The organism is Gemmata algarum (genome assembly GCF_034097035.1).
GTDB lineage: Bacteria > Planctomycetota > Planctomycetia > Gemmatales > Gemmataceae > Gemmata > Gemmata algarum.
Genome location: NZ_JAXBLV010000001.1, coordinates 230087 through 254470, shown reverse-complemented (window position 1 = coordinate 254470; position 24384 = coordinate 230087). Strand labels below are relative to the sequence as shown.

The window sequence follows — 24384 nt, the reverse complement described above, 5'->3', positions numbered from 1 at the left end:
TTTGACAGGATCGACAGGATTGACTGGATCAAAGACCGACCGGTTTAAAATCCTGTTCATCCTGTCGATCCTGTCAAAATTGTCTGGCCGCATCCATCGAGTGTTGGTGTGACCCCTCTCTCCCCGGGGCGCAGCGTTACTTTAAGCGGGGGGCATTCGGTCACCCGTTCTTCTTCACTCGTTTCCTTGAGGGGATGTGAGGGCGGTTCAGGTGACCGGTGCTAACGCCGAAGCCGCCGCACCGGCGAACGGTCCTGTCACCTGTTGATCGACGTAGTCCGATCGGAACGACCCCGCTCCAGGAGTTCGTGGTCTACTTGAGATCGAAGTTCTGCTCCGAATTCTGGCCTTCCCGGATCTCAACCACCAGCGGACTGACCTCGGTACCAAACGTATCGGGGACTCCTTTCCCCTCAATGCTCACACGACGGGTTCCGGTCGGCACCCGGTCGATCACGTATTTCCCGTCCTTGACTTTGCACCCGACGAACTGCTCGCCGTCCAAGTGGAAGATCACGCGTCCTGCTGCCAGTGGCTTCCCGTTTACCGTCACCGTTCCGGATACTTTGCCGTCCGCCGCCACGGCCGCCGGCGCGAAAAGAAGAAGTACCATCAGCGCTCGAAGCATGTCGCCTGTCCCCATGCGGCGGTTCGGGGTACGGAGGGCCGCTGCCGCATTCTGACCCTCGGGAGAAGTACGTCCCCTGCGACCCGCCGTTTCATTTTTCCACAGCAAGCATCACGGTCACGGCCAGTTACGCTCACGGGCATGAGGAACGGGGCCTTGTGGTCCGCCGCGGCGGCGACTCTCTGCCGCTAAGCTCCGAGCGGAGATCACCGATCCGGAGGCCAACACCCGCCACGATAGACCGTTACACACTCATCGGGTATCATGCCGCCGCATCACTCGTCGGGGAGGTCTCATGCTGCGCTGCGTCTTCACCGTCGCCGGTTTGCTCTTTGCCGGTCCCGTGTGCGCTGCGGACCTGCCCAAGGTCGCGGACCTTGTGCGGCAGTTGGAGTCGGGGGCGCCCGGGGAGCGGGTCATCGCGGCCGAGCAACTCGGCGATCTCGGGCCGGCCGCAGCCGAGGCGATCCCGGCGCTATCGCGCGCCGCACAGACCGCTCGGCGCTTGGCGAGCGAGGGCGACCCAGAAACGAGACGCGCCGGCGGTTGCCTGTACCAAGCCGCACTCGATGCGCTCGTGGGGATCGGGGCGAAGTCGGCGCCCGCGCTCATGGAATTGATGGTGGATCAGAAGGGCGAAATCCACGGAGAGGTGGTCTGGCTCATCGCCGAACTCGGTCAAGATGCGGCCCCGGTCGCTCCCGCTCTGGCAAAGTTACTTGCTCACGACAGCCAAGACATGCGGGTTTTTGCCGCAGGAATTCTGGCAAAACTCGGACCCGGCGCCGAGAAGGCCATTCCTGAACTGGTGGCGCTGTTCTTGAAGCCCACGAACAAGCACGACGAGAATCTGGTGGGGTCGAGTCGGTTCGCCCCGCCGCCGCGCGTGGCGGCCGTTCTGGCACTCGTGCGGATCGGTCCCAAGGCTGTTCCGGCGATCACCGACAAGATCCTCCCGGTCCTGGCCGAGGAATTGAAGACCGGCGAATCCGGTCCCGGCGGCTCGACCACTGACGTCCTGAGCGTTCTCGGGGAGGCGGGGGCGCCGCTCGTTCCGGCGTTGGCCGCGATCGTCCGCAAGGGTGAAGGCGGACTGTATCGGAAGGATGCTGGGCAGGCGCTGCTCGGTCTTGGGCCGACCGGGCGCAAGGCGTTCGCGGAACTGCTCGCGAAGGAGACGGACGCGCAGGGCGGATTGGTCTTGGCGCTGGAAGACTACGATTACCACTCAAAAGGGCGCTTCCCGCACTTCTACCGCCCGGACGCGCCGGCGCTGGACGTCATGCCGTTCGTGCCGGGGCTGGTCGCAACTCTCAAGAACCCGGAGCTGAAAGATCGACTGATCGCAGCTGACTTCTTGTGTGATCACCCGACCAAGGTTCCCGTCGCCGCCCGGGACGCGATAATCGAGTTGCTTCGCGATCCGGCCGTCAAAGAGCTGCTCACAAAGTATGAGGGGTATTGGCTTCTCCCCCGCATCGGGCGGTTCGGCGGGCCGGGCTTCCGCACGCTCACCGCGCTCCTCGACTCGGACTCGGTCTACATGCGCACGTTTGCTGTCGCGCAGCTCCGGGGGGCGAGACGGTGGTCGGCGGGTGCTCTTCCGAAGCTACGGACGTTGGCCGGTACACCGGACATGAAACTGGCGCTCGACGCGGCGTACACGGCCGCCTGGTTGAGCTTTGACCCGAAAGACGCCGCACCCCTCGCGGGGAGGCGGTTCCTCCGCAGCGCCGACCCTGAGATTCGCGCCGACGCCGCAACTCGTCTGGAATGGCTCGGGCCGGTCGGCGTGCCGCACCTCGACGCGCTTGTTCCCCTGCTCGACGATAAGGACGAGGAAATTGTTCGGGCCGCCGCCTGGGCGATTCGGGCGGGAGCGCCGAAAGGGTCCGCCGCGGCACGCGCTTTGGCCGAACGAAAACATGACCGCAACGGGGCGGGCGAGTTCATCCCGGAATTGGAACCGGAACACGAGCCGCGCCCTCCCGGCGTTCCGGAGTTGATCGACGTGCTGCGAGCGGTGGACGACGCGAAGCGGGTCGGGGCTGCGCTCGATCTGGGCGACCGCGGCGCGGCTGCAAAAGATGCCGTACCCGCGCTGAGGAAACTGTTACTCGACCCGGACGCCGACTTGCGGTTCGCGGCGGCTTACGCGCTAGCCCGGATCACCGGCGACACCCCCGCGCTGCGACGGCTGATGGCTGGCGAACTGGAGCGGCTCGCCAGCGGGCGTTCGGCCCCTTGGCTCGTTCTGTGTGGAGAGCCGGAGCCCGACACGGCGACCGGACCGTTTGTCGGCGGACGCCCGGGGGCGTGGATTGCGGCTGCCGCGTTCGGGCGCCTCCCGCCGGACTTCCCGGAACTGGTTCCGGTCGCTGCGCGGTGCCTCGAACGATATGGCGACCTAACGGTACTGATGGCCGGGTTGGAGAAATACGGGCCGAAAGCGAAGGCCGCCGTGCCCGCCCTGCGGAACGTGTTGCGCAGGGCGAAGGAACCGCTCGACGCGTTTCCGGGTTACGAGTTCAAATCGGCCTGCTCGGCGCTCGGGGCGATCGGCCCAGACGCTCGCGACGCGCTGCCCGAACTGCGTCAACTGTTCGACTCGGGCGAGGTCGAACTCGCCTTGGCCGCCCGCGACGCGATCCGAACGATCGCCGGCGAAAAGTAACTTCGAATGGAGACGGTTACGGAAACGACAGTGCTGGAGAAGCCCTAACGGATTCCTTGATGGCGGCTCTCCGTCAAGCCTTGTGGACCTCGGCCTGACCGTGCGGCGGTAGCAAATCACAGGGCACGCTGGCTCTTCCGCTTTTCGTAACTATCTCCTTTATGACGGCTATTCCAGCGGAGATAATCGCACGGGTCGGGTTCGTGCGTTTCCGTCAGTCCTGGGAGGGGTCGCGCCATGCGCAAGTTGCTCGCACTCGCACTGTTCGCGGCGTCCGTCACCGCCCTCGCAGCGTTCAGTCCGGTCATCGCCGACGACAAGAAGGATGACAAGGAGATCAAGCCGGAAATCGAGGTCGTGTACGTTCCGACACATGAGAAGGTCGTATCGGCGATGCTGAAACTGGCCAACGTGAAGGAAAATGACACCGTGTACGACCTCGGCTGCGGCGACGGTCGGATCACGATCGCAGCGGTCAAGGAGTTCAAGGCGAAACGGGGGCTGGGGCTCGACTTCAACCCGGAACGGCTCAAAGATTGCGCGAAGCGAGTGAAGGACGAGAAACTTACCGAGGAACAAGTCAAGAAGCTCGAGTTCAAGCGCGGCGATGTGCTGAAGATGACGCCCGAGGACTTCAAGGACGTGGACGTTGTGACGCTCTACCTGTACCCCCAAGTGAACCTGCGCCTGATGCCCGTCCTCAAGAAGGGGCTGAAAGTTGGGGCGAGAATCGTGTCGCACGATTTCGACATGGACGAGTGGAAGGAAGACAAGCAAGAGAAGGTTGAGGCTGACCGGACCCACACCATTTACCTGTGGACCATCAAGAAGGAAGATAAAGAAGATAAGGAAGAGAAGAAATAAAGCGATTCGAACGGCTGACCAGCCCCGTCACTCGCTCCGCGCGTCGGAGGTGCTGTGCCATCTGTTTAGTGTGTGGGGTGGGTCTGTTTCGTTCGTCATCGGGCCGCGCATTCTCCAGCGATTGAGCCCCGCATCCGGGATGCTGTGCGTAACCAGTACCGCGACGCCTGTTCCGGACTACCGGCGAGCGCTGCGAAGTGCTTCCCGGAGCACTACCCTCTCCCACAAAACGGCGACCGAACTTACTCGAGTAATTCGTCGCGTTTCCCGCGCGGTGTCGCACTGTTCTGGGCTCAGCCGATGGGCCTGTGACTGGACAAGTGCTGCCGTCTGACTGGTCGCGGACTGGCCGTTCGCTGGGTCGCGACTACCCACGAAATCTCACGCCGGAGCACCGAATGCGGCTTGCAGGCGAACAGAGATCGGTTCGGTCCTTGTGTCGCAAATGGTTGTAATGGAATATCTTGTGGCGAGCGAATTCTGGAGATCGCTCCTCGTACTCGAACAACGATCAGGGCCAAAAGCGATGGGCGAAACGGTTGGGACTTCCGGAAGTGCCCTGTGGTGGGAACGCGAAAGCCATCAGCGGGCGTTTTAACTCCACACGTGCTGGCGGTTCTGTGAATGAGCGACCTTGTTCTCTTGTGGTCAACGTTGATCGCTCCAACGCGGTGGGCGGCTCCGGAACCCGGCGCGTGATCGTTGCGGCTCGTTTCCGCGGGGCTCGGGGCTCGGTTCACCTAGAATAACTCCCACCACGAGCACACCTTGAGGCGGCAGAATGGCGAACAACACCCACGACGCGATCATCATCGGGGGGGGGCACAACGGGCTGGTGACGGCCGCGTACCTCGCCAAAGCTGGGTACAAGGTGTTGGTGCTCGAGCGCCGCGAGATTGTCGGCGGGTGCTGCATTACGGAAGAACTGTGGCCCGGGTTCAAGGTGTCCACCGCGGCCTACGTGAACAGCCTGTTGCGCCCTGAAATCATTAAGGACCTGGAACTCAAGAAGTGCGGGTTCGAGATGCTGCCGCGCAGCCCCTCGTCGTTCACCCCGTTCCCGGACGGGCGGTACCTGATGATGGGGCCGGACAAAGAGATGACGCACCGCGAGATCGCGAAGTTCTCGAAGAGGGACGCGGACGCGTATCCCAAGTACGAGGACATGCTTACGCGGGTGGCCGATTTCTTGGAGCCGATGCTGACACAAACCCCGCCCGACCCGTTCGGCGGGGTGGGATCGCTCTGGAAACTCGGGCAACTGGGAATGGGCTTCCGCCGCCTGGGCCGCACCACCGCGACCGAGGCGGTCGAGATCCTCACCGGCGCCGCCCGCCCCATTCTGGATCGGTGGTTCGAGTCGGAGGAACTGAAGGCGACCATCGCGACGGACGCCGTGATCGGGGCCTACGCGCCGCCGTCGCACCCGGGCACGGCTTACGTACTTTTCCACCACGTGATGGGCGAGTGCAACGGCGTGCGCGGTGTGTGGGGGTACGTCCGCGGCGGGATGGGGACCATCTCGAACAGCATCGCGTCGGCCGCGAAGAGTTACGGCGCCGAGATCCGCACGAACGCCGAGGTGGGCAAGATCCTGGTTAACAACGGGGTCGTTCAAGGGGTGGCGCTGAAAGACGGCACCGAGTTCCGCGCGCGCCGGGTGGCCTCCTGTGCGGACGCGAACGTAACGTTCCTGAAGCTGATGGACCCGAAGGACCTGCCCGGCGAGTTCACCGCGCAGGTGAAGAAGATCGACTACTCGTCGGCCACGGTAAAGATCAACGTGGCACTGGACCGGCCGCCGAACTGGAAGGCCCTTCCGTCCGACGGGAAGGTCGGGCCGCAGCACCACGGCACGATGCACATCTGCCCGGACCAGGACTACATCGAGCGCGCCTTCGACGACGCGAAGTACGGCCGCTGGTCCCAGAACCCGATGCTCGAATGCACGATGGCAACCGCCCTCGACAGCACGCTCGCGCCCGAAGGTAAGCACATCCTGAGTATGTTCGTGCAGTACGCGCCGTACCATTTGAAGGGCACGACTTGGGAGGTGGAAAAGGACAAGTTTGCGGACCGGTGCTTTGACATTTTGGAGGAGTATGCGCCGGGGTTCAAATCGAGCGTGCTGCACCGCATCGTCATCCCGCCACCGGACATGGAGCGGATGTGGGGCATCACCGGCGGGAACATCATGCAGGGGGCGATGAGCCTGTCGAGCATGTTCAGCTTCCGCCCGGCGGCCGGTTACGCCAACTACCGCACCCCGGTGAAGGGGCTGTACCTGTGCGGCGCGGCGGCGCACCCGGGCGGCGGGGTGATGGGCGCCTGCGGACTCAATGCCGCCCGCGAAATGTTGAAGGACCGGTGAAATGCTGAATAAGTTGAAAACACGTCGTTGCGCGATCTCACTCCTGCCGCGGGGCGTGAGACCACGCAAAAAGTTGTCCCAGCCTGCCAAGTAACTCTTGAAACCCGATTGCTCGCAGGTACCACATCAGCACCGCCGCTTGTCCCTGAGTTGCAACAGGATTCGGAGCCCGCATGAACGTCGCTGTCGTTGGCACTGGGTACGTCGGACTGGTTACTGGAACGTGCCTTGCCGAGACCGGCAATTCCGTCACCTGTGTGGACAACAACCCCGAAAAGCTCGCGCTGCTTCAGGGCGGCGGTATCCCGATCTACGAACCTGGGCTCGACGTTCTTGTGAAGCGCAACCGGGAGGCCGGGCGGCTCACCTTCACCGGCGATCTCGCCGCGGCCGTGCGCGGCGCGAAGTTCATTTTCGTTGCCGTCGGCACACCGGAACTGCCCAACGGCGACGTGGACCTGAAGTACGTGAACGCGGTCGTTGACGGCGTGTGTGCGGCCCTCAAGGAGTTGCCGAAAGGCGCGCCCGGTGACCGGATCATCGTTCTGAAGAGCACGGTGCCGCCCGGAACGAACCGGGCCGTCACGGAGCGGGTGATTGCCAACGGCTGCTCGCACGTGTCGGTCGCGAGCAACCCCGAGTTCCTCAAGGAAGGTGCCGCGCTCGAGGACTTCATGAACCCCGACCGGGTGGTCGTGGGCGTGCGCCACGAACTGGTCGGCGAGGCGCTCGGCGAGCTGTACGCGCCGTACTGCACCGTGGACCGGCCGTTCCTGGTGATGGCGCCCGAGTCCGCGGAGATGACCAAGTACGCCGCGAACGCGGTGCTCGCCACGAAGATCAGCTTTATCAACGAGGTCGCGAACCTGTGCGACGCCGCCGGCGCCGACATCAACGCGGTCCGGAAGGGCATCGGCCACGACCAGCGGATCGGGTTCCAGTTCTTCGCCCCTGGCCCGGGGTACGGCGGGTCGTGCTTCCCGAAGGACGTGCTGGGGCTCATCGCCGCCGCGCAGCGGATGGGCGTGAAGCTCCGCGTCTGCGAGGCGGTCGACGAGGCGAACGACGCGCAAAAGAAGGTGCTGTTCGGGAAGATTACGAAACACTTCGGCGGTCAACTCGCGGGCAAGACGTTTGCCGTGTGGGGGCTCGCGTTCAAGCCGAAGACCGACGACATCCGCGAGGCCCCGGCGCTGACCCTCATCGACGCGCTGCTGGCCGCCGGGGCGAAGGTAAAGACGTTCGACCCCGAGGCCGCAAAGAACGTGAAGGCCATTTACGGTGACAAGTTGCAGTACGCGGCCGACCCGCTGGGGGCACTCGACGGGGCCACGGCCCTGGTCCTGGTAACCGAGTGGCCGGAGTTCCGCGGCCCCGACTTCGTCGAGGTGAAGAAGCGGCTCGCGGCGCCGGTGATCTTCGACGGACGTAATCTCTACGCCGAGCAGGAGCATCACCTGCTCGAAGCCGGGTTCACGTACTACGGGATCGGTCGCGGGAAGAACTGATTTCTTCTTGATCCACAGCCTGTCCCGCTTCGAGATCACATAACCGAAGCGGGACGTGGACGGTGCGGCACTTAACAAACGGCGCGGCGTGTTACTGATTGAACAGGAACGCTTTCGAGTTCAGCAGCGCCCAGATGACGTTTTCGTAGGCGGTCTTCTTACTCTTCTCGTGCCGAGCGATGTGATCGAGTGCGAGCGCCAGCTTATCCTGACTCGGCTTCGCGCCGGTCGCGAGAAGGAACAGCTCCTCGACCTTCTCGGCGTCGGACCGTTTGTCTTTGGCGAGCCGGTCCGCGCGACCGCCGGGTCGCGCGATCTTGTCCTGTATTTCCTGGCTGTTCAGCAGGTGCAGCGTCATGGCGAGGCTGGCCTCGTTCACCCGCTCGCACTCACACGCGCTGATCCGCTGCGGGCGGCCGGTCACGTCCAGGAAGTACGACTGGAACGACTCGTCCGGCAGCATGATCGCCCGCGTCGGGGCGAACTTGTCGGTCGGCAGCCCGGCGAAACTCGTCGGGCTGTCGGTCAGCTTCATCACCGCATCGAACAGCACCTCGGCTTGGAGGCGCTTCGGGTAGTAGCGGGCGAACGACTGCTTGTCCCCGGTGTTGAACTCGTTCGGTTCGGGCGAGAGCTGGTAGGTTCGGCTCTTACAGATGGTTTTAACCAGGGTCTTCAGCGAGTACTTGTTGTCGATCAGCGTCTGCGCCAGTGCGTCGAGCAGTTCGGGGTTGGACGGCGGGTTGGTCACGCGCATGTCGTCGAGCGGATCGACAATGCCGCGGCCGAAGAAGTGCGCCCAGTATCGGTTCGCGACCGTCTTCGCGAAGAACGGGTTCTTGGGCGACACCATCCAGTCCGCGAACTTCTGCCGCGGGTCCTCGTCGCTCGCGGCGGTTGTGGGGTCGGCGTCGAGCGCCTTCATCGGCGCGGTTTGACCCGTGCGCTTGTTCTGAACGGCGCCGGCGCTGCGCACGAACAGAACCTGCTTCTGGTTCTGCTGGTTCTGGTTCGACGCGCCGGGCGTTTGCACGCTCTTGAACCCGACGCGTCCGAAGAACGCCGCCACGCCCCAATAATCGTCTTGCGACCACTTCTCGTAGGGGTGGTGGTGGCAGTTCGCGCACGCGAGGCGTTGCCCCAGGAACACTTGGCTCACGTCGTCCACGAACTGCTCGGGCGTCTTGACCTCCTTGTACCAGACCGTCGGCGGGGACTTGGTCTCGTCGCCGATCGCACACAGGATGTCGCGCACGAAGTCGTCGTAGGGCTTGTCCGCAGCGACCGCCTCGCGGATCCAGGTGTGGAACGCGAACGTGCCGTATGCGCGGTTCGGCTGGTTGCGGCGCTTGACGCGGAGGATGTCGGCCCACTTGTTTGCGAAGAAGTATGCGTACTCCGGCGTTTCGAGCAACCGGTCAACAAGGGCGTCTCGCTTATTGGCGCCTTTGTCGGCGACGAACGCTCGGACATCTTCCGCTTCCGGCAGGGTGCCGGTCAGGTCGAGATACAGTCGGCGGATGAACACCTCGTCGCTGCACAACCCCGACGGGACGATGTTCAGCTCCTTCCACTTCTGCGCGGTGTGACGGTCTACGACCGTTTGTTCCTTGAAGTCGAACGCCGCAGCCGCTCCCGCGCGTGGAACGGTCGCGCGGAACACGGTTACCTGCCCGTTGAACCGGGCCATTACCGCGGCCTGCCCGGTGATACTCAGTGTGTTCACCAGTCCCGTTTCGGACACGGTTGCGATGTCCGTGTCGTTGCTCTCGTACTGCGCGCGGCGAGTCACATCCTCCGCCGAGCCGTCGGAGTAGTGAGCGTACACCGCGAGTTGTTGCCGCCCTTTGCGGTCAAGCACGCGGCTCTCGGGGGAGACGCTGATCCTCGTGACAGCCGGGTCATTCTTGTCGCCGTAGGGCAGCCCGGACGCGATCCACCGGCGGACGATCTTGTACTCCTCGCTGTCCTTCTCCATCTTTTTGCCGCCGCCGTGCGGGACCGCGCCGATCGCCTTTGTGAGGAGCAGGCTGGCGTCCGGGGCGGCCGGGAACACGCGGCGCCCGCGACCCTCCTTCAACAAGTTCTCGTAGTCGAACGGCGGGTCAAATCCGAGCAGGGAGAGGCGGAACCCGTTTTGCCCAGCGATCTTTCCGTGACATCCGCCGGACGAGCAGTTCAACTTGGTGAAGATCGGCACGACGTGGTTGGCGAAGTTGATCGGCAGCGGCGTCTCCATCTTCCCCGCCACCACCGGCACATTGAGCGCCTTGCCTGCAACCCGAACGGTGATCTCTGTGGCGCCGTTGGAGAGTGGGAACACGCGGCCGTTCGGCTCGACGCGGGCAACTTTCGGGTCGCCGACAGCGTACTGGGCTGTACCGGTGAGGTCGATCGAGCGGCCGTCGGTGCGGATGCCGGTAACCAGGAGCTGGGGGGCGTCGTCCGCGCCCTTCAGGTTGAAGCCCGTCGGGTGTGTAACTATGGCGGTGATCGGGGCGTCGGCGGCTCGGGAGCTTGGAGCGGCGACGCAGAGGGCGAGAAGCGCGAGCGCGCGGCGGGTCATTGGGACGTCTCTGGCGTGGGGGCAGGCGGTGCGCACGCGGGTGCGGCGTCATGTGGGGTGTTCGGCTCACTTCACGCGGGTGAAGGTTTTGGAAGGTGTGCTCCGTCCACCGGCGAGGTTCATCGTGTCGCCGGCAATGCAGATCCTCTCGCGGGTCCGGCGGGCTCCTTTTAACGGCGGATCGAGATCGTTGAGGTACACCGTGTCGCCGGATCCGAGGCTGTATCGGCCCTGGATCGTTGCACCGCCGCTGGCGATGAACCGGCCGTCGGCGGTGAACTCGAACATCGCGCCGTCGGCGGCCTTCCATTGGCCGACGATCTTGCCCGTGTTGTGCGACTCGCACCCCGTCACGAGCAGCGCAAAGGTGATCAGGGTGAACGCGGCGTTACGTGAGAGGATGGGCATAAGGGCACACCTGCAAGAGGCCGTCGGTTGGTGGCCCGCGCGATGCGAACGGAGCAATACGATCCGTCCGTTATACCGTACCGCACCGATCCCTCGCCGTCATCAGCCGACCAACTCTTTCACCGGCTCGCGCTCATCAAGGACGTACATCGGACGGCCGGCGCCGTTGGCGAAGGTCATACCGGGGTCGATCCCGAGAACGCCGTAGATGGTACTGAGCAGACGAGGTACGCTCAGCGGGTTGTCTTTCGGCCGCTCGCCCTTGGCAGTGCTCGCGCCGATTGCTTGCCCCATCTTCAAGCCGCCGCCGGCGATCAGGGCGCTCATCACCGGGGACCAATGGTCGCGGCCGGCACTCGCGTTAACCTTCGGTGTGCGGCCGAACTCGCCCCACATCACGGTCACCACGTCGTCCTGCATCCCGCGGTCGTGCAGGTCCTGGATCAGGTTCGCGATGCCCTTATCGACGACCGGCAGTTGCCGCTTGAGAGTTTGGAAGTTCTGCCCGTGGGTGTCCCAGCCGCCGACCGAGAGCGTGACGCAACCGACACCCGCCTCGATCAGACGCCGGGCGGTCAGGAACGCCTCCACTCCCTTGTAGCGGTCGACGACCTTCGGGTCTTCCTTCCTGAGGTCGAGTGCGTCGCGGACGACCCCGGCCGTCACCATCTCAATGGCTCTCTCATTGTACGCGTCCATTCCGGTCATCGTGCCGGTGGCATCGATTTCACGGCGGGTGTCGTCGAACTTGTCGAGTAAGTTCTTGCGATCGCCGAGCCGGTCGGCGCTGACGCCGTTAGCGAGTCGGAGGTTCGCATTCCCTTGGCCGCCCGGTGTGAACGGTCGGTGCGCGATGCCGAGGTAACCCGGTTCGGTGCCCCGGCTCATCCCACGCAGACTCACGAACGGCGGGACTGCCCCTCCGGTTGAAGATCGCACTTTTGAGATCACCGATCCGAAACTGGGGTGGTCCGCAGTTCGGTTGACCCGTTCAGGGTAGCCGGTCATCACCAGCGAGTCCGAGTGCTCGTCGACGGACACGACCGAGCGGACGCACGCGAGCTTGTCCCACATCTTCGCTTGCAGCGGGAAGTGCTCGCAGATTTCGACCCCGGAGACGTTCGTCTTGATCGGTTTGAACTCGCCGCGGAACTCGGCCGGAGCGTCGGGTTTTAGGTCGTACATGTCCAGGTGGGACGGCCCACCCGGCAGGTAGATCATAATCGCGGATTTCTGCGCCGTACCTGTCTGCCTCTTGGCACCGGCCGCGCTCGCCGTGCGGTGCCGCATCACGTCGGCCACGGTCAGACCTGAACCGAAAGCGCCGATCTGGAGGAAATCGCGGCGGGTGTGCCCGTCGCAAAACCGACGGGCCGAGCCGAGAAATCGGAGCATGAGCGGAACCCTCGCGACCGCGGTCGGGTAAGAGGGGATTCAGATCCCATAGTGAGATGGGCGTGTGCGGTTCGGGTGGCACTCGGGAGGTTGTGCCGAGCATCGCGCCGCTCACTGAGTATTCACCCTCCCGCTGGGCGAAGTCAACTGAAATTGTCGTGCGATAGCGCGGAAGAGTTGAGAGGCGGGGTCAGCGTGGGGCGGGCAACTGGTGCGTTAGCCAGTCACCCGCTCGCAACCTATTGCGCTTCAAGTTCGGTTTGCAGCGCGAGCCATTTTTGCTCGGCCGCGTCGTGTTGCTCGGCGACCTCGGCCAACTCATCGCACATCCGCTGAAGCTCGTCGTCCTCTGCGGGTTCGCCGAGGCGCACCTCAAGGGCGCTCCGCTTCTCGTTGAGCGCTGTGAGCGTCTGTTCCAGCTTAACCATCTCCTGGCGGATGCTCTCTTCGCTCCGGGCGCCGCGGCCCCCCTTCGGGGCGTTACGCACTTGGTCAGGCAGCTTGGGGCGGTTCGCGGCCATCTCGCGCTCGCCGGCCTCGATCTCCTTGTTCACGCGATAGAGGTAGTCCTCGTACTTACCGCTGTACATCAGCACTTTGCCGTCGCGCACCTCGATCACGCCGTTCGCCACGCGCGAGGTGAAGTGCCGGTCGTGGCTCGTGAAGATCACCGTACCCTTGTACTCGTCCAGCGCGTCCATCAGGGCTTCGATGGTATCGACGTCGAGGTGGTTGCCCGGCTCGTCGAGAATGAGCACGTTGTAATCGCTGAGCAGCAGCCCCGCGAGGCAGAGCCGCGCCCGCTCGCCGCCCGACAGCACTTTGACGCTCTTCTGGAGGTGTGAGCCGCGGAACAGCATCGCGCCTGCGACTTCCAATACCTCCTGAATCTTCCGACCCTTACCCTTCTGTTGCAGGTACCCCTCGACCGTTTCGTTATCCGGCAGGGTGGTATAAACGTGCTGAGCGTAGACGCCCAATTTGCACCCGTGTCCCCACTTCACGTCTCCCTTGAGCGGTTTCAGCGAGTCGACGATTGTGCGCAGGAAGGTCGTTTTCCCCTGGCCGTTGTCGCCGACGATTGCGGTGCGCGTGCCGTGGTCGATTTCGATCTGTACATCCGACGCGATCTCGCGGTCGGGGTAGCCGATGGCGACATCGCGGCACCGCAGTGCGACCCCCTTGCGCGGTTCCACAATGGGCGCGCGGATGTGCGCAGTGGGCTCGTCGCCCAGCACCTCTTCGGTTTCGAGCTTTTCCAGCGCCTTGGCCTTCGACTGCGCGAGGCCGGCGGTCGCCGCCCGGGCCTTGTTCCGCGCGATAAAGTCTTCCAGGTGCTTGCGCTTCGCAATGACCGCGGCGTTGGCACGCTCGACCCGCTCGCGGTTCTCCTGCATGAAGTTCAGGTAGGCGTCTACTTTGCCGGGAAAATACGTCAGCTTCCCGCGCGATAATCCGAGTGTGTGCGTGCAGGTGGCGGCCAGGAACGCGCGGTCGTGCGAGACGATCAGGCACGCTGCCCGGAACTCCTTCAGGAAGTGTTCCAACAGGATCTGCGTTCGCAGGTCGAGGAAGTTGGTCGGCTCGTCGAGCACGAGCAGGTTCGGCTCGTGGAGGAGCAGCGCCGCCAGCTTGAGCCGCGTTTGCCACCCGCCCGAGAGCTTTGCAATCGGGCCGTTGAGGTATGCGCCCTTCAGCTCGAACTGCCCGGCCACCTCACCGCACTTCCAGTCCGGCTGCTCGCTGTCGCGCATCAGGAACTCGATCGCCGTCTCGCCCGGCAAGAACGGGTCGTGCTGGCGCAGGTAGCCCAGCCGCAAGTTGGTCCCGCGGGCGATCTCGCCGCTGTCGAGTTCCTCCTCACCCAGCAGGATGCGGAGCAGGGTGCTCTTGCCGGCACCATTTCGCCCGACGAACCCCACCTTCGTGTCGTCGCTGAGGGTGGCGGTGGCGCCGTCGAGCAGCACCTGATCGCCGTAACTCTTGTGCGCGTTGCTGATCTGGAACAGGATGCCCATCGTGCGGCTGCTTTCGGTTCCGGGTTCGAGTGCCGTTCGCGAGAATTCGTTCTGGTTGTGGAGCTTTAGCCTACAACGGGTGCCGGCTTTGCCGGCGCCAGGAGATCCCCAGTGGCTGCGGAAGGAGGAGCAGGCGTGGGCGCCGGTTGGTAGGGAATGACGTAGCGCACGACGAACAGAAAGAACACCATGTTTGCGGCGCTGTCACACAGGTGCAAAATCTCATGGAACCCGAACCCGGGCATCACTTTGGGCCACTCAGTAATTTCGCACACGGCCCCGGCCGTGTAAAGCAGTGCGCCCGCCCACATCCAGTTCATCGCCCGCCACCCGACCGCCCGGTAATACAGCGGCAGCGGCAGGATCCCGATCCATCCGAGGCTGAGGTAGATGACCACCACCCCCCAGTGCGGGACTTTCGGCAGCAGCCACAGACACGAGATGCCGGCCGCCGCAAGCGCCCACACCATTCGCAGAAACCACTTCCGCCACGCGCCGGTGAGCAGAATTGACAGAACCGGTGTGTACGTCCCCGCGATCAGTAGGTATACCGCAGTCTGATCGATTTTTTGGAGCAGGACCCAGGGCCAACTGCCCTTCTCGAAGGGCGGCGCGTGGAACGTGCCGCTCGCGAGGAACAGTGCGACCATCGACGCCCCGTAGACCAGCACGGGGAGCATCCGCCCGGGACGGTTGGTTGTCAGCCGGAACATCACGAGGGTGGCGAACACCGCCCAAATCGCAGTCAGCAAATGGGACGAGGAGCTTACCGGGTCGCGGAGTGCCAGCACGGGCCGTCCTTCCGTTGTGAGTGCGGCGAAAGATATTAAGATAGTGATCGCACTCGCACCCGCAAACACGACCTGCCACCACGTCCACCTGCTTCGCTCGTACCGCTCTCCCTGGCCCGGCGGTTGGAGCCGTTGTGCCGCCCGCTGCGGGCTGATACGATTGGCGTGAGGTGGAGCCGAGTCGATGCCGAACACGCCGAACATCAAGTACTTTAAGCGGCACCGGATGGAACTCGCCCTGCGGCACCCGCTGCCCCCTTGGGTGCTGCCTGCGGGGTTTTCGTGGGTCGCGTGGAGCGACGCGCTGCTCGCCACGCACGCCGAAGTGAAGTATCAGAGCTTCTACAACGAAACGGACGCACTCGTGTTCCCTTCGCTCGGCACCCGTACCGGTTGCCATGATCTGATGGCTGCGATCCGTTACCGTCCCGATTTCTGCCCCCCGGCGACGTGGCTACTGGCTGCTCCCAACGGTTACGCGGGCACCGTACAGGGGCTGTTCGATGAAAAACGGGAGGGCGGGATTCAGAACCTTGGGGTGGTGCCCGCGTACCGCGGGCTGGGGCTCGGCCGGGCACTGCTCCTGCGCGCGATCGAGGGCTTCCGCTCGGTCGGCGTGAGGCGGGCTTTTCTGGAGGTGACCGCGACCAACGCGCCTGCGGTCCACACCTACCGCGCCGTCGGGTTCCGCTCGGTGAAGACTTTGTACCGGGCGGTCGAACTGCCGAACCCGGACACGGTCGGCGTTGGGTTGTGAGGCATGGGTTCGTAGAATGCCGATGTCCTGCACTCGCTGTTCCCAAAGGGGTTTTATCCCGGGAACTTTGTGACGCCCGCATCGCCACCAAGAACAGCCGGCGGGTTCAAGCCCTGGGTTTTTCGCGAAACGGACAGAGGAAGGCTCGTCGTGGGACAACAGGTCTACCAACACACCCTCCCGAACGGCCTGGTGCTGTTAGCGGAGCGCATGGATCACGTGCGCTCGGTTGCGGTCAACTTCCTCATCCCCGCAGGCGCCGCCTTCGACCCCGCCGGACAGCACGGGCTTGCAAACGTGCTCGCCGAAATGCTGACCCGCGGCGCGGGCGCCCGCGACAGCCGCCAACTCTCGCTCGCGCTCGATAACTTGGGCGTCGACCACAGTGAGAGCGCCGGGGTGGTGAACCTGCGGCTCGGCGGTTCCGCGTTGGCACGCAACATCCTCCCGCTGCTCGACATCTACTCCGACGTGCTGCTCCGCCCGCGGCTTCCCGAGGAGGAACTGGAGCCGGTTCAGTCGCTGGCGATTCAGGAACTCGAAAGCCTCGAGGATTCGCCGCAGGGAAAGGTGATGGTGGAACTCCACCGCCGCTATTACCCGGCGCCGCTCAATAAGGACCGCCGCGGCCGTATCGAGGACCTCGAATCGCTGACGATCGAGGCGGTGCGAGAGCAGTACGAGAAGTTCGTCCGTCCGAACCGCGCGATTTTGTCGGTCGCGGGCAACGTCGAGTGGGGACCGCTGAAGGCGCGCGTGGAACATCTGTTCGGGAGTTGGCAACCGGGCAGCAGTCCGGACGTGGTTCCCCAACCGCACCAGCCGACCTCGGAACACTTGCATAAGGACTCGGCGCAGACCCAGATCGCGTTTGCGTACCCGAGTGTACCGATGGGGCACGCGGACTACTTCGCGGCGCGGGCGGCGGAGGGGGTCCTGTCCGGAGGGATGAGCGCGCGACTGTTCACCGAGGTGCGCGAGAAGCGCGGGTTGTGCTATTCGGTCGGCGTGCGGCACGAGACCTTCCGCGACCGGGGCACAATGATCGGCTACGCCGGCACCGGCCCCGAACGCGCCCAGCAGACCCTCGATGTCACTATTGCCGAACTGCGCAAGCTGAAGGACGGTGTGACCCCCGACGAGATCGACCGCGTGAAGGCCGGGTTGAAATCGTCGCTGATCATGGCCGAGGAGTCCACCGGAGCGCGGGCCAGCAGCATTGCTAGCGACTGGTACTTTTTGGGCCGCGTGCGGTCTTTCGACGAGATCCAGGCCGGCATCGACGCCCTGACCCCCGCGGCCGTGATGGCGCACCTGGAGCGTCACCCCGTGCGCGACGTGACGCTGGTCACGCTCGGTCGTAACCCGCTCACGATTCCCGTTTGAGGTCTGTATGTCGGACCGTGCCCGATCCGTTGTTCCCGAGCCGGACGAACTCGCCGCGCCGCTCGTGTTCCTGTACCTATTCGGCGTGCTCGCCTGTCTGGGTGCGGCACTCGCGTGGGTGTACCACTTCCGCGGTTACGCCTGAAACAAGTAAGCAGAAAGGCCTGCTCGAACGCGCACGTGACACACGGACCGGCCATCAGATCAGATGCCCTTCTTTTCCGAGATGTGCCGGTTTCCGTTTGTGGTTCGCCTGCGTCATCAAGCGGGCTACCGATGAGCTCACTCAAGGTGACCCCATGCCTTTCCACTCGCACCGCCTTCCGAACGGGCTCCAGATCATTGGCGAAACGAGTCCCGCGGCCCGGTCCGTTGCGGTCGGGTTCTTCGTGAAGACGGGTGCCCGCGACGAGTCCCCCGCTGAGGCCGGGGTCTCGCACTTTCTCGAACACATGATGTTCAAAGGCACCGCCCGGCGCACCGCCGAGCAGGTGAACCTCGACTTCGACCGCATCGGGGCCAGTAACAACGCGTCCACCAGCGAGGAGAACACCGTCTACTACGCCGCGGTGCTGCCGGAGTATCTGCCGCAGGTCGTGGACGTGTTGGCCGACATGCTCCGCCCGAGCTTGCGTCAGGACGACTTCGACACCGAGAAGAAGGTGATTCTCGAAGAGATCAAGCTGTACGACGACCAGCCCGACTCCGTGATGGCGGATCACGCCCGGCGGCTGTACTACAAGTCGCACCCGCTCGGCAACTCGGTCCTGGGTACGCTCGAAAGCGTCGGCGCATTGACCCGCGACCAGATGTACGCGTACTTCTCCCGCCGCTACGCCGCCAACAACATCGTCGTCTCGGTCGCGGGTAACTTCGACTGGCAGACGTTCGTGGACCTCGTCACGAAAGCGTGTGCCGACTGGAACACGGACGTGGTCGGCCGTGACAACCGCACCGCCTGGGTCGGTGAACCCGGGTTCCATCTACTGACGCGCGAAACGGTCCAGCAGCAGTACGCACTGTTCGTGGGCGGCGGGCCGCCGGCGGACTCTCGTCTGCGTTATGCGGCGGACACACTGGCACTGGCCGTAGGCGATTACACCGGCAGTCGCCTGTATTGGGAACTGGTGGACCCCGGGTACGCGGAGTCCGCCGACTTCGGGTACGCGGAGAACGACGGCAGCGGGGCGATCTTCGTGTCGCTCACCTGCGAGCCCGACAACACCGCTGAGAACATCCAGAAGGTCGAGAAGATCCTGAAAGAAGTTCAGCAGAACGGGATCACGGATGAGGAGTTCCAGCAGGCGAAGAACAAAATCGTCTCGCGGATCGTGCGCCGGAGCGAGCGCCCGATGGGGCGGATGATGGCGCTGGCGTCGATGTGGACCTATACCGGCGAGTACCGCGACGTGGACACCGAAGTGACCCGCTTCGACGCCGTCACCCAGGCGGATATCCGGGCTTACCTGGACGCCTACCCGATTGACCGAAACATGATGGTCGCGTTTGGGCCGCTGAAGGAATTGAACGGCGTAACGGGCGTCCCGGTTCCGAGCCTCGGTTGAGTTCGCGCAACCGGGTGTGACTCCGATCTGCTCTGCGGCCCGTTAGAGACGACCTGCCTCACGCAACACCGGCCGCTATCCAAAGGTGATCGAACTCTCTTGGGGATTCGGGTCAAAAGTCCGATCGTCAAAAGTCGTAAAGTCGCAAATCCAGTGTTAATAACGGCTTGTGACTTTACGACGTGCTGACCTGACGACTTTTGACCCGAAGTCCTTGGACACAATTTGTGTGGGCGAACACGGTTGGGCTGCGGTGAGGCACGTGGCACTCTTTCGCGATCGCGGAACACGCGGTCTCGCACCTCGCAATGCTTGAAGTGATTTCAAACGTCCTGGTCCCGTACGTTCGGGTCCAGGGCGCGGCCCGATCGCGCGTCGATCTCCATTTTCCCTTCTCCGTACACATCAACTGACGGTGCTCCACACGCCCGCGTGCCTGTGCGGTACTTCACGTCAATCGCGGGCCGGCATCAGTTACCGCGGGGGAAGGCCGCTTCAGGAAAAAGCCGCACCGCACACACCATTTCCGCGTCAAGGTCCACTGCGAAACGATGTCAGCGGCCCTTTATGGTCAGTACCCCGTCGCCGTGAGTGTGCGAAGCGCTTCGCAGAGCTCAGTTGGCGTGAACATGGCATCGTCGGCGAAGGTGTCCCCGCTCGCGCGCGGGCGCCAACTTGGGTCCGCTAACAGGGACGCAGTCCCGATCGAGCTTCGTCCCGATACCTGACGCATACTCAGTAGGTGCACCGAAGAAGTAACTGAGAATCCGCACCCGAGGTGAGCCTTCCACGAGACCGTGAACGGCTAACTCGCTAGTGTATACCTTCACTCCTTTCGGTCTGCCTTAAATCAAACGGAGCGAGCGATGCGCCTCGTGCGTGCGACGCTGGTGTTAGCTCTTGGGTTGGCCGTTACGGTTCTGGCGGGGTGCGGGAAGGGCGCCACACCTCTTCCAGAACCGGAGCCGCCGACGGTGGCTGTTCTGAAGCCGACACATGCGTCATACGGGCCGACCAAAGAGTTCACCGGGCGACTCGTCACCAAAGACCCCGTCACCGTCATACCGCAGGTGAGCGGGAAGATCATCAAGCGCGAGTTCACGGACGACGGCCCGCTGGTCCAGAAGGGCCAGAAGCTGTTCACGATCGATTCCACCCTCTTTAGAGCGGATGTCGAGAAGGCCAAATCGGACATCGCGAAGGCCAAGGCCGACATCGCTAACTGGACGGCCCAAATCGACCGCGACCGGGCCGAGCACGATCGCGTCAAGCAGCAGATCGAGAAGGGCGTCGGGTTCCGATCCGACCTCGATAAGGCGGCGGCGAGCGTCAAGGTGTCCGAGGCTCAACTCGACGTATCCAAAGCCACCCTGGACGCGAGCAACTCCTCCCTGACGAAGGCCCAAGAGAACCTCAGCTACTGCACCGTCACCGCTCCGACGACCGGACGGCTCCGCAGGGCGCTCGTGGCCGAGGGCGCGCTCGTGGATGCGTACAAGACCCAACTGGTTATGATCTCGCCGGTCGACCCGATCGACGCGGTGTGGGAGGTGGACGAGCTCACGTCCATCTGGTACCGGGACCAGATCCTGGCCGGTGCGATCAAGGACCCGCGGAACCCGGCGACCCCGCTCACTTGCACCATCCGGCTCAAGGGTGATAAGGGGTTCGACACAAAGGACCCGACCCGCAACAGTACCGTCAACTACGTGGACCCGGAAATCGTCCGCGGCACCGCCACACGCACCATCAGCGCCACCTTCACGAACAAAGCGGTGGGCGGGATCACGTACCTTTCGGGCGGCGACTCGGTGCGCGTCCGCGTGGCCGCCGGCTCGCCGCGCCAGGTGCTCGCGGTTCCGGAAGGGGTGGTCTTCACCCAGCAGCGCAAGCAGTACGTCTACGTCGTCGCCGACGGCAAGGCGGCGCTCCGTGAGGTCGAACTCGGCGACGCGTTCGATGGTCAGTTGGAGGTCCGAGCCGGCCTCACCACCAGCGATACGGTGATTGCCGACAACTTGCTCCGGGTGCGGCCGGGCATCCCGGTGACCGTGAAACCGTGACCGTGGGACGGCGCCGGGCAGGAACCCGCCCGGCCCGACTCGGTGGCGCAGCCTTCATTTTTTACACTCGCACCCACACGGCCATGCAGTTCTTCATCACGCGCCCCGTTTTCGCGATGGTGCTGTCGGTGCTCATCACACTGGCCGGCGTCCTCGCGCTCACGCAGTTGCCGATCGCGCAGTACCCCGAAGTGGTGCCGCCGCAGGTGGTGGTTACGGCGGCGTATCCCGGGGCCGACGCGCGCACCGTGTCCGAAACCGTGGCGGCGCCGATCGAGCAGCAGGTGAACGGCGTCGAGGGGATGCTGTACATGGAGTCGCAGGCCACCAACGACGGGGCCATGCGTCTCACCATCACCTTCCGCCAAGGGACCGACCCGGACACCGCGCAGGTGCTGGTGCAGAACCGGGTCAACGTCGCGCTCCCGCAACTGCCCGAGGAGGTGCGCCGGCTCGGCGTGGTTACCAAAAAACAGTCCACCGCGATCCTGCTCGTGGTGAACCTCGTGTCCACGAAAGAGGCCCGGACCGACGACGAGGTTTTCCAGCAGCAGCTCGCGGTCAGCCGGCACGCCAACAACGCGGTGAAGGACGAACTGGCCCGGCTCAACGGGGTCGGTGACGTGGCCATGTTCGGCAACCGCGATTACGCCATGCGCGTGTGGCTCGACCCGGACAAGATGACCGACGTGAACCTGGTGCCGTCTGAGGTCGTGGACGCGATCCGCAAGCAGAACGTCCAGGTGGCGGCCGGGCAGATCGGCCAGCCGCCGGTGCCGAAGGGGCAGGCCCGTCAGCTCGTGGTTAACACCCTCGGCCGGCTCAAAACGGAGGCGCAGTTCAAGGACATCGTGCTGAAATCCGGCGAGGCGGGCGAGGCGCTCGTCCGACTGGGGGACGTGGCCCGGGTCGAGCTCGGGGCCAAGAGCTACGACTCTTCCAGCGCGCTCGACAACAAGCCGTCGGTCGGGCTGCCGGTGTTCCAGTTGCCCGGCGGCAACGCGTTCAACACGGCTCGCGACGTGAAAGCCAAAATGAAGGCCCTCCGGGCGTCCGCGGACTGGCCGGACGGGATCGATTACCAGATCGTGTACGACCCCACCGAGTTCGTCGAGGAGAGCGTCCGCGAGGTGGTGAAGACGCTCTTCGAGGCCATCGTGCTGGTGTTCGTCGTGGTGCTCCTGTTCCTCCAGAACTGGCGGGCGGCCCTGATCCCGATGATCGCGGTGCCGGTGTCGCTCGTCGGCACCTTGGCGGTCATGTACCTGCTCGGGTACTCGATCAACAACCTGACCCTGTTCGGGATGGTGCTCGCCATCGGCATCGTGGTGGACGACGCGATCGTGGTGGTGGAGGCGGTCGAGTTCCACATCGCCCGCGGGCTCACGCCCCTCGACGCGACCCGCAAGGCGATGTCCGAAGTGTCGATGGCGATTGTCGGGGTGTCGCTGGTGCTGTGCGCCGTGTTCGTCCCGGCGGCGGTAATTCCGGGCCTCACCGGGCAGTTCTTCAAGCAGTTCGCCGTGACCATCGCGGTGAGCACGCTGATCTCGGCGTTCAACTCGCTGACGCTCAGCCCCGCGCTGTGCCCGCTCCTGCTCCGCGACCACCACGCCGGCAAGGACCTGATCGACAAGGCGCTCCACTACCTGTTCGGGTGGTGGCTGTTCCGGGGCTTCAACTGGACGTTCGACCGCGGCACGAAGCTCTACGGCACCGCCGTCGCGTGGCTCATCCGGCTCACGGTCGTTGTGCTGCTGGTGTACGCGGGCCTACTGGCGGTGGCGGGCAAGGGGTTCTCGATGGTCCCAGGCGGGTTCATCCCTCAGCAGGACCAGGGCTACCTCGTGGTGAACCTGGAACTGCCGCCGGCCGCGGCGGTGGAGCGCACCGACGAGGTGATGAAGCAGGTCGCCGCAGCGTGCCTCTCGACGGACGGCGTGGCCCACACGGTGGAGATCAGCGGGTACTCGATTTTCTCCAGCGCGAACATTCCGAACAACGGCGGCATCTACGTGTGCCTCAAGCCGTTCGGTGAGCGCAAGGGCCGCGGCGCGGAAGCGATTACCAACGAGCTGAACGCCAAGTTCGCCAAGATCCGCGGCGGCACCGCGACCGCGTTCGGCGCCCCACCGATCCTTGGATTGGGGAACGCGGGCGGGTTCAAGATGCAGATCCAGGACCGCGGCAACGTCGGGTCGGAGACGCTCGAGGGGATGACGTGGTCGCTGGCGACCGAGGCGAGCCGCGACCCGCGGGCCTGCATCCCGGTGGCGTTCAGCTCGTTCCGCTCGAACAACCCGCAGGTGTTCCTCACGGTGGACCGGGACCGCGTGCAGCAGATGGGGGTGTCCGTCAGTGCGGTCAACGACGCCCTCCAGTCGTACATGGGGCAAGTGTACGTCAACGACATCACCCTCGAAAACCGGAACTGGCAGGTGACGGTTCAGGCGGACGGACCGTTCCGGCGTTCGATCGACGACCTTGCCAAGATTAAGGTGCGCGGTGCGAACGGCGAAATGATCCCCATCGCCGGGCTGCTGAGCACCGCTCCGTACCAGGGGCCGAGCAAGGTGAACCGGTACCAGATGTACCCGTCCGCGGATCTCAACGGGATCACCATTCCGACCCTGATCTCGTCCGGGCAGGCCATCGAGAAGATGGAGGCGCTCGCGGAGCGCGACCTCCCGCCGGGGTTGAAATTCGAGTGGACCGAAATGGCGTTCCAGCAAAAGGAAGCGTCGAACACGCGGGTCGAGATCCCCGGGGTGTACGAGTTCCGCGGGGACACGACCTTGCTCGTGTTCGGGCTGAGCGTGGTGATTGCGTTCCTCGTGCTCGCGGCGCTCTACGAGAGCTGGTTGTTGCCGCTGGCGATCGTGCTGATCGTGCCCATGTGCTTACTCTGTGCGGTGATCGGGCTCATCGTGACCCACCTGGACCTGAACGTGTTCAGCCAGATCGGGCTGGTGGTGCTGGTCGGGTTGGCGACCAAGAACGCGATCCTGATCGTGGAGTACGCAAAGCAGAAGCGCGAGGGCGGGATGCCGCGGTTCGAGGCCGCTGTGGAGGCGGCGACCCAGCGCCTGCGGCCCATCTTGATGACCAGCTTCGCGTTCATCCTCGGCGTCGTTCCGCTGCTGGTCGGGGACGGAGCCGGCGCCGAGATGCGGAAGGCACTGGGCACGGTCGTGTTCAGCGGGATGCTCGGGGTCACCGTGTTCGGCATCTTCTTCACGCCGGTGTTCTACGCGGTCATCGAGCGGCTCCGCGGTGAGCCGCACCCGACGGTACCGGTCGGACCCGAAGATCGTGTCAACCATTAAAGTGGCACGGGGATTGCTAATTTCCATACGATCGATATTCGTGTGGTGCGAAGCTCAACCGGAG

16 protein-coding genes are annotated in these 24384 nt (G+C 64.2%); 10 read left to right on the top strand and 6 right to left on the bottom strand.

All coding sequences use genetic code 11. The annotated features are described in order from the left end of the window. Nucleotides 1-313 precede the first annotated feature (313 nt). On the bottom strand, nt 314-628 hold the full coding sequence (locus R5W23_RS01020; protein ID WP_261185896.1) for a carboxypeptidase-like regulatory domain-containing protein: 315 nt from the start codon (nt 626-628) through the stop codon (nt 314-316). A 295-nt stretch (nt 629-923) separates the two neighbouring features. Here R5W23_RS01020 and R5W23_RS01015 point away from each other — a divergent pair, with 295 nt between their 5' ends. The 4 genes from R5W23_RS01015 (at nt 924) to R5W23_RS01000 (ending at nt 8045) form a co-directional block, all read left to right on the top strand. Further along, entirely contained in the window at nt 924-3302 is a 2379-nt protein-coding gene (locus R5W23_RS01015; RefSeq protein ID WP_320684718.1) for a HEAT repeat domain-containing protein, read from the top strand. 237 nt (nt 3303-3539) lie between these two features. Beyond that, nucleotides 3540-4166: a class I SAM-dependent methyltransferase gene (locus tag R5W23_RS01010; RefSeq protein ID WP_261185894.1), complete on the top strand. Its 627-nt coding sequence runs from the start codon at nt 3540-3542 to the stop codon at nt 4164-4166. A 781-nt stretch (nt 4167-4947) separates the two neighbouring features. Beyond that, nucleotides 4948-6537, top strand: a complete 1590-nt coding sequence (locus R5W23_RS01005; protein ID WP_320684717.1) for a phytoene desaturase family protein — start codon at nt 4948-4950, stop codon at nt 6535-6537. Between the two features lie 173 nt (nt 6538-6710). Beyond that, a complete protein-coding gene (locus R5W23_RS01000) occupies nt 6711-8045 on the top strand; it encodes a UDP-glucose dehydrogenase family protein (protein WP_261185892.1) in 1335 nt (444 codons plus the stop codon). A 91-nt stretch (nt 8046-8136) separates the two neighbouring features. Here R5W23_RS01000 and R5W23_RS00995 read toward each other — a convergent pair whose 3' ends face one another. The 5 genes from R5W23_RS00995 to trhA all read right to left on the bottom strand — a co-directional run bounded on the left by R5W23_RS00995 (nt 8137) and on the right by trhA (nt 15223). Continuing rightward, nucleotides 8137-10611 carry a DUF1549 domain-containing protein gene (locus tag R5W23_RS00995; protein ID WP_320684716.1) on the bottom strand — a complete coding sequence of 825 codons (2475 nt, stop codon included), beginning with the start codon at nt 10609-10611 and terminating at the stop codon, nt 8137-8139. 66 nt (nt 10612-10677) lie between these two features. Further along, nucleotides 10678-11019: a hypothetical protein gene (locus R5W23_RS00990; protein ID WP_320684715.1), complete on the bottom strand. Its 342-nt coding sequence runs from the start codon at nt 11017-11019 to the stop codon at nt 10678-10680. Between the two features lie 102 nt (nt 11020-11121). After that, nucleotides 11122-12414 (bottom strand): DUF1501 domain-containing protein, encoded by a 1293-nt coding sequence (locus tag R5W23_RS00985; RefSeq protein ID WP_320684714.1) that lies wholly within the window; start codon nt 12412-12414, stop codon nt 11122-11124. 239 nt (nt 12415-12653) lie between these two features. Continuing rightward, nucleotides 12654-14432, bottom strand: coding sequence for an ABC-F family ATP-binding cassette domain-containing protein (locus tag R5W23_RS00980; RefSeq protein ID WP_320684713.1), 1779 nt, complete (start codon nt 14430-14432; stop codon nt 12654-12656). A gap of 65 nt (nt 14433-14497) precedes the next feature. Beyond that, on the bottom strand, nt 14498-15223 hold the full coding sequence (gene trhA / locus R5W23_RS00975) for a PAQR family membrane homeostasis protein TrhA (RefSeq protein ID WP_320684712.1): 726 nt from the start codon (nt 15221-15223) through the stop codon (nt 14498-14500). Between the two features lie 184 nt (nt 15224-15407). On the opposite strand from trhA, the gene R5W23_RS00970 reads away from it, so the two are divergent. The 6 genes from R5W23_RS00970 (at nt 15408) to R5W23_RS00945 (ending at nt 24320) form a co-directional block, all read left to right on the top strand. Next, entirely contained in the window at nt 15408-15980 is a 573-nt protein-coding gene (locus R5W23_RS00970; protein WP_320684711.1) for a GNAT family N-acetyltransferase, read from the top strand. A 150-nt stretch (nt 15981-16130) separates the two neighbouring features. Beyond that, a complete protein-coding gene (locus tag R5W23_RS00965; protein WP_320684710.1) occupies nt 16131-17366 on the top strand; it encodes a M16 family metallopeptidase in 1236 nt (411 codons plus the stop codon). A gap of 7 nt (nt 17367-17373) precedes the next feature. Beyond that, nucleotides 17374-17511, top strand: a complete 138-nt coding sequence (locus R5W23_RS00960) for a hypothetical protein (protein WP_261185884.1) — start codon at nt 17374-17376, stop codon at nt 17509-17511. A gap of 154 nt (nt 17512-17665) precedes the next feature. Then, entirely contained in the window at nt 17666-18931 is a 1266-nt protein-coding gene (locus R5W23_RS00955; protein WP_320684709.1) for a M16 family metallopeptidase, read from the top strand. A gap of 866 nt (nt 18932-19797) precedes the next feature. After that, entirely contained in the window at nt 19798-20994 is a 1197-nt protein-coding gene (locus R5W23_RS00950) for an efflux RND transporter periplasmic adaptor subunit (RefSeq protein ID WP_261186985.1), read from the top strand. Between the two features lie 83 nt (nt 20995-21077). After that, nucleotides 21078-24320, top strand: a complete 3243-nt coding sequence (locus R5W23_RS00945; RefSeq protein ID WP_320684708.1) for an efflux RND transporter permease subunit — start codon at nt 21078-21080, stop codon at nt 24318-24320. Nucleotides 24321-24384 lie beyond the last annotated feature (64 nt).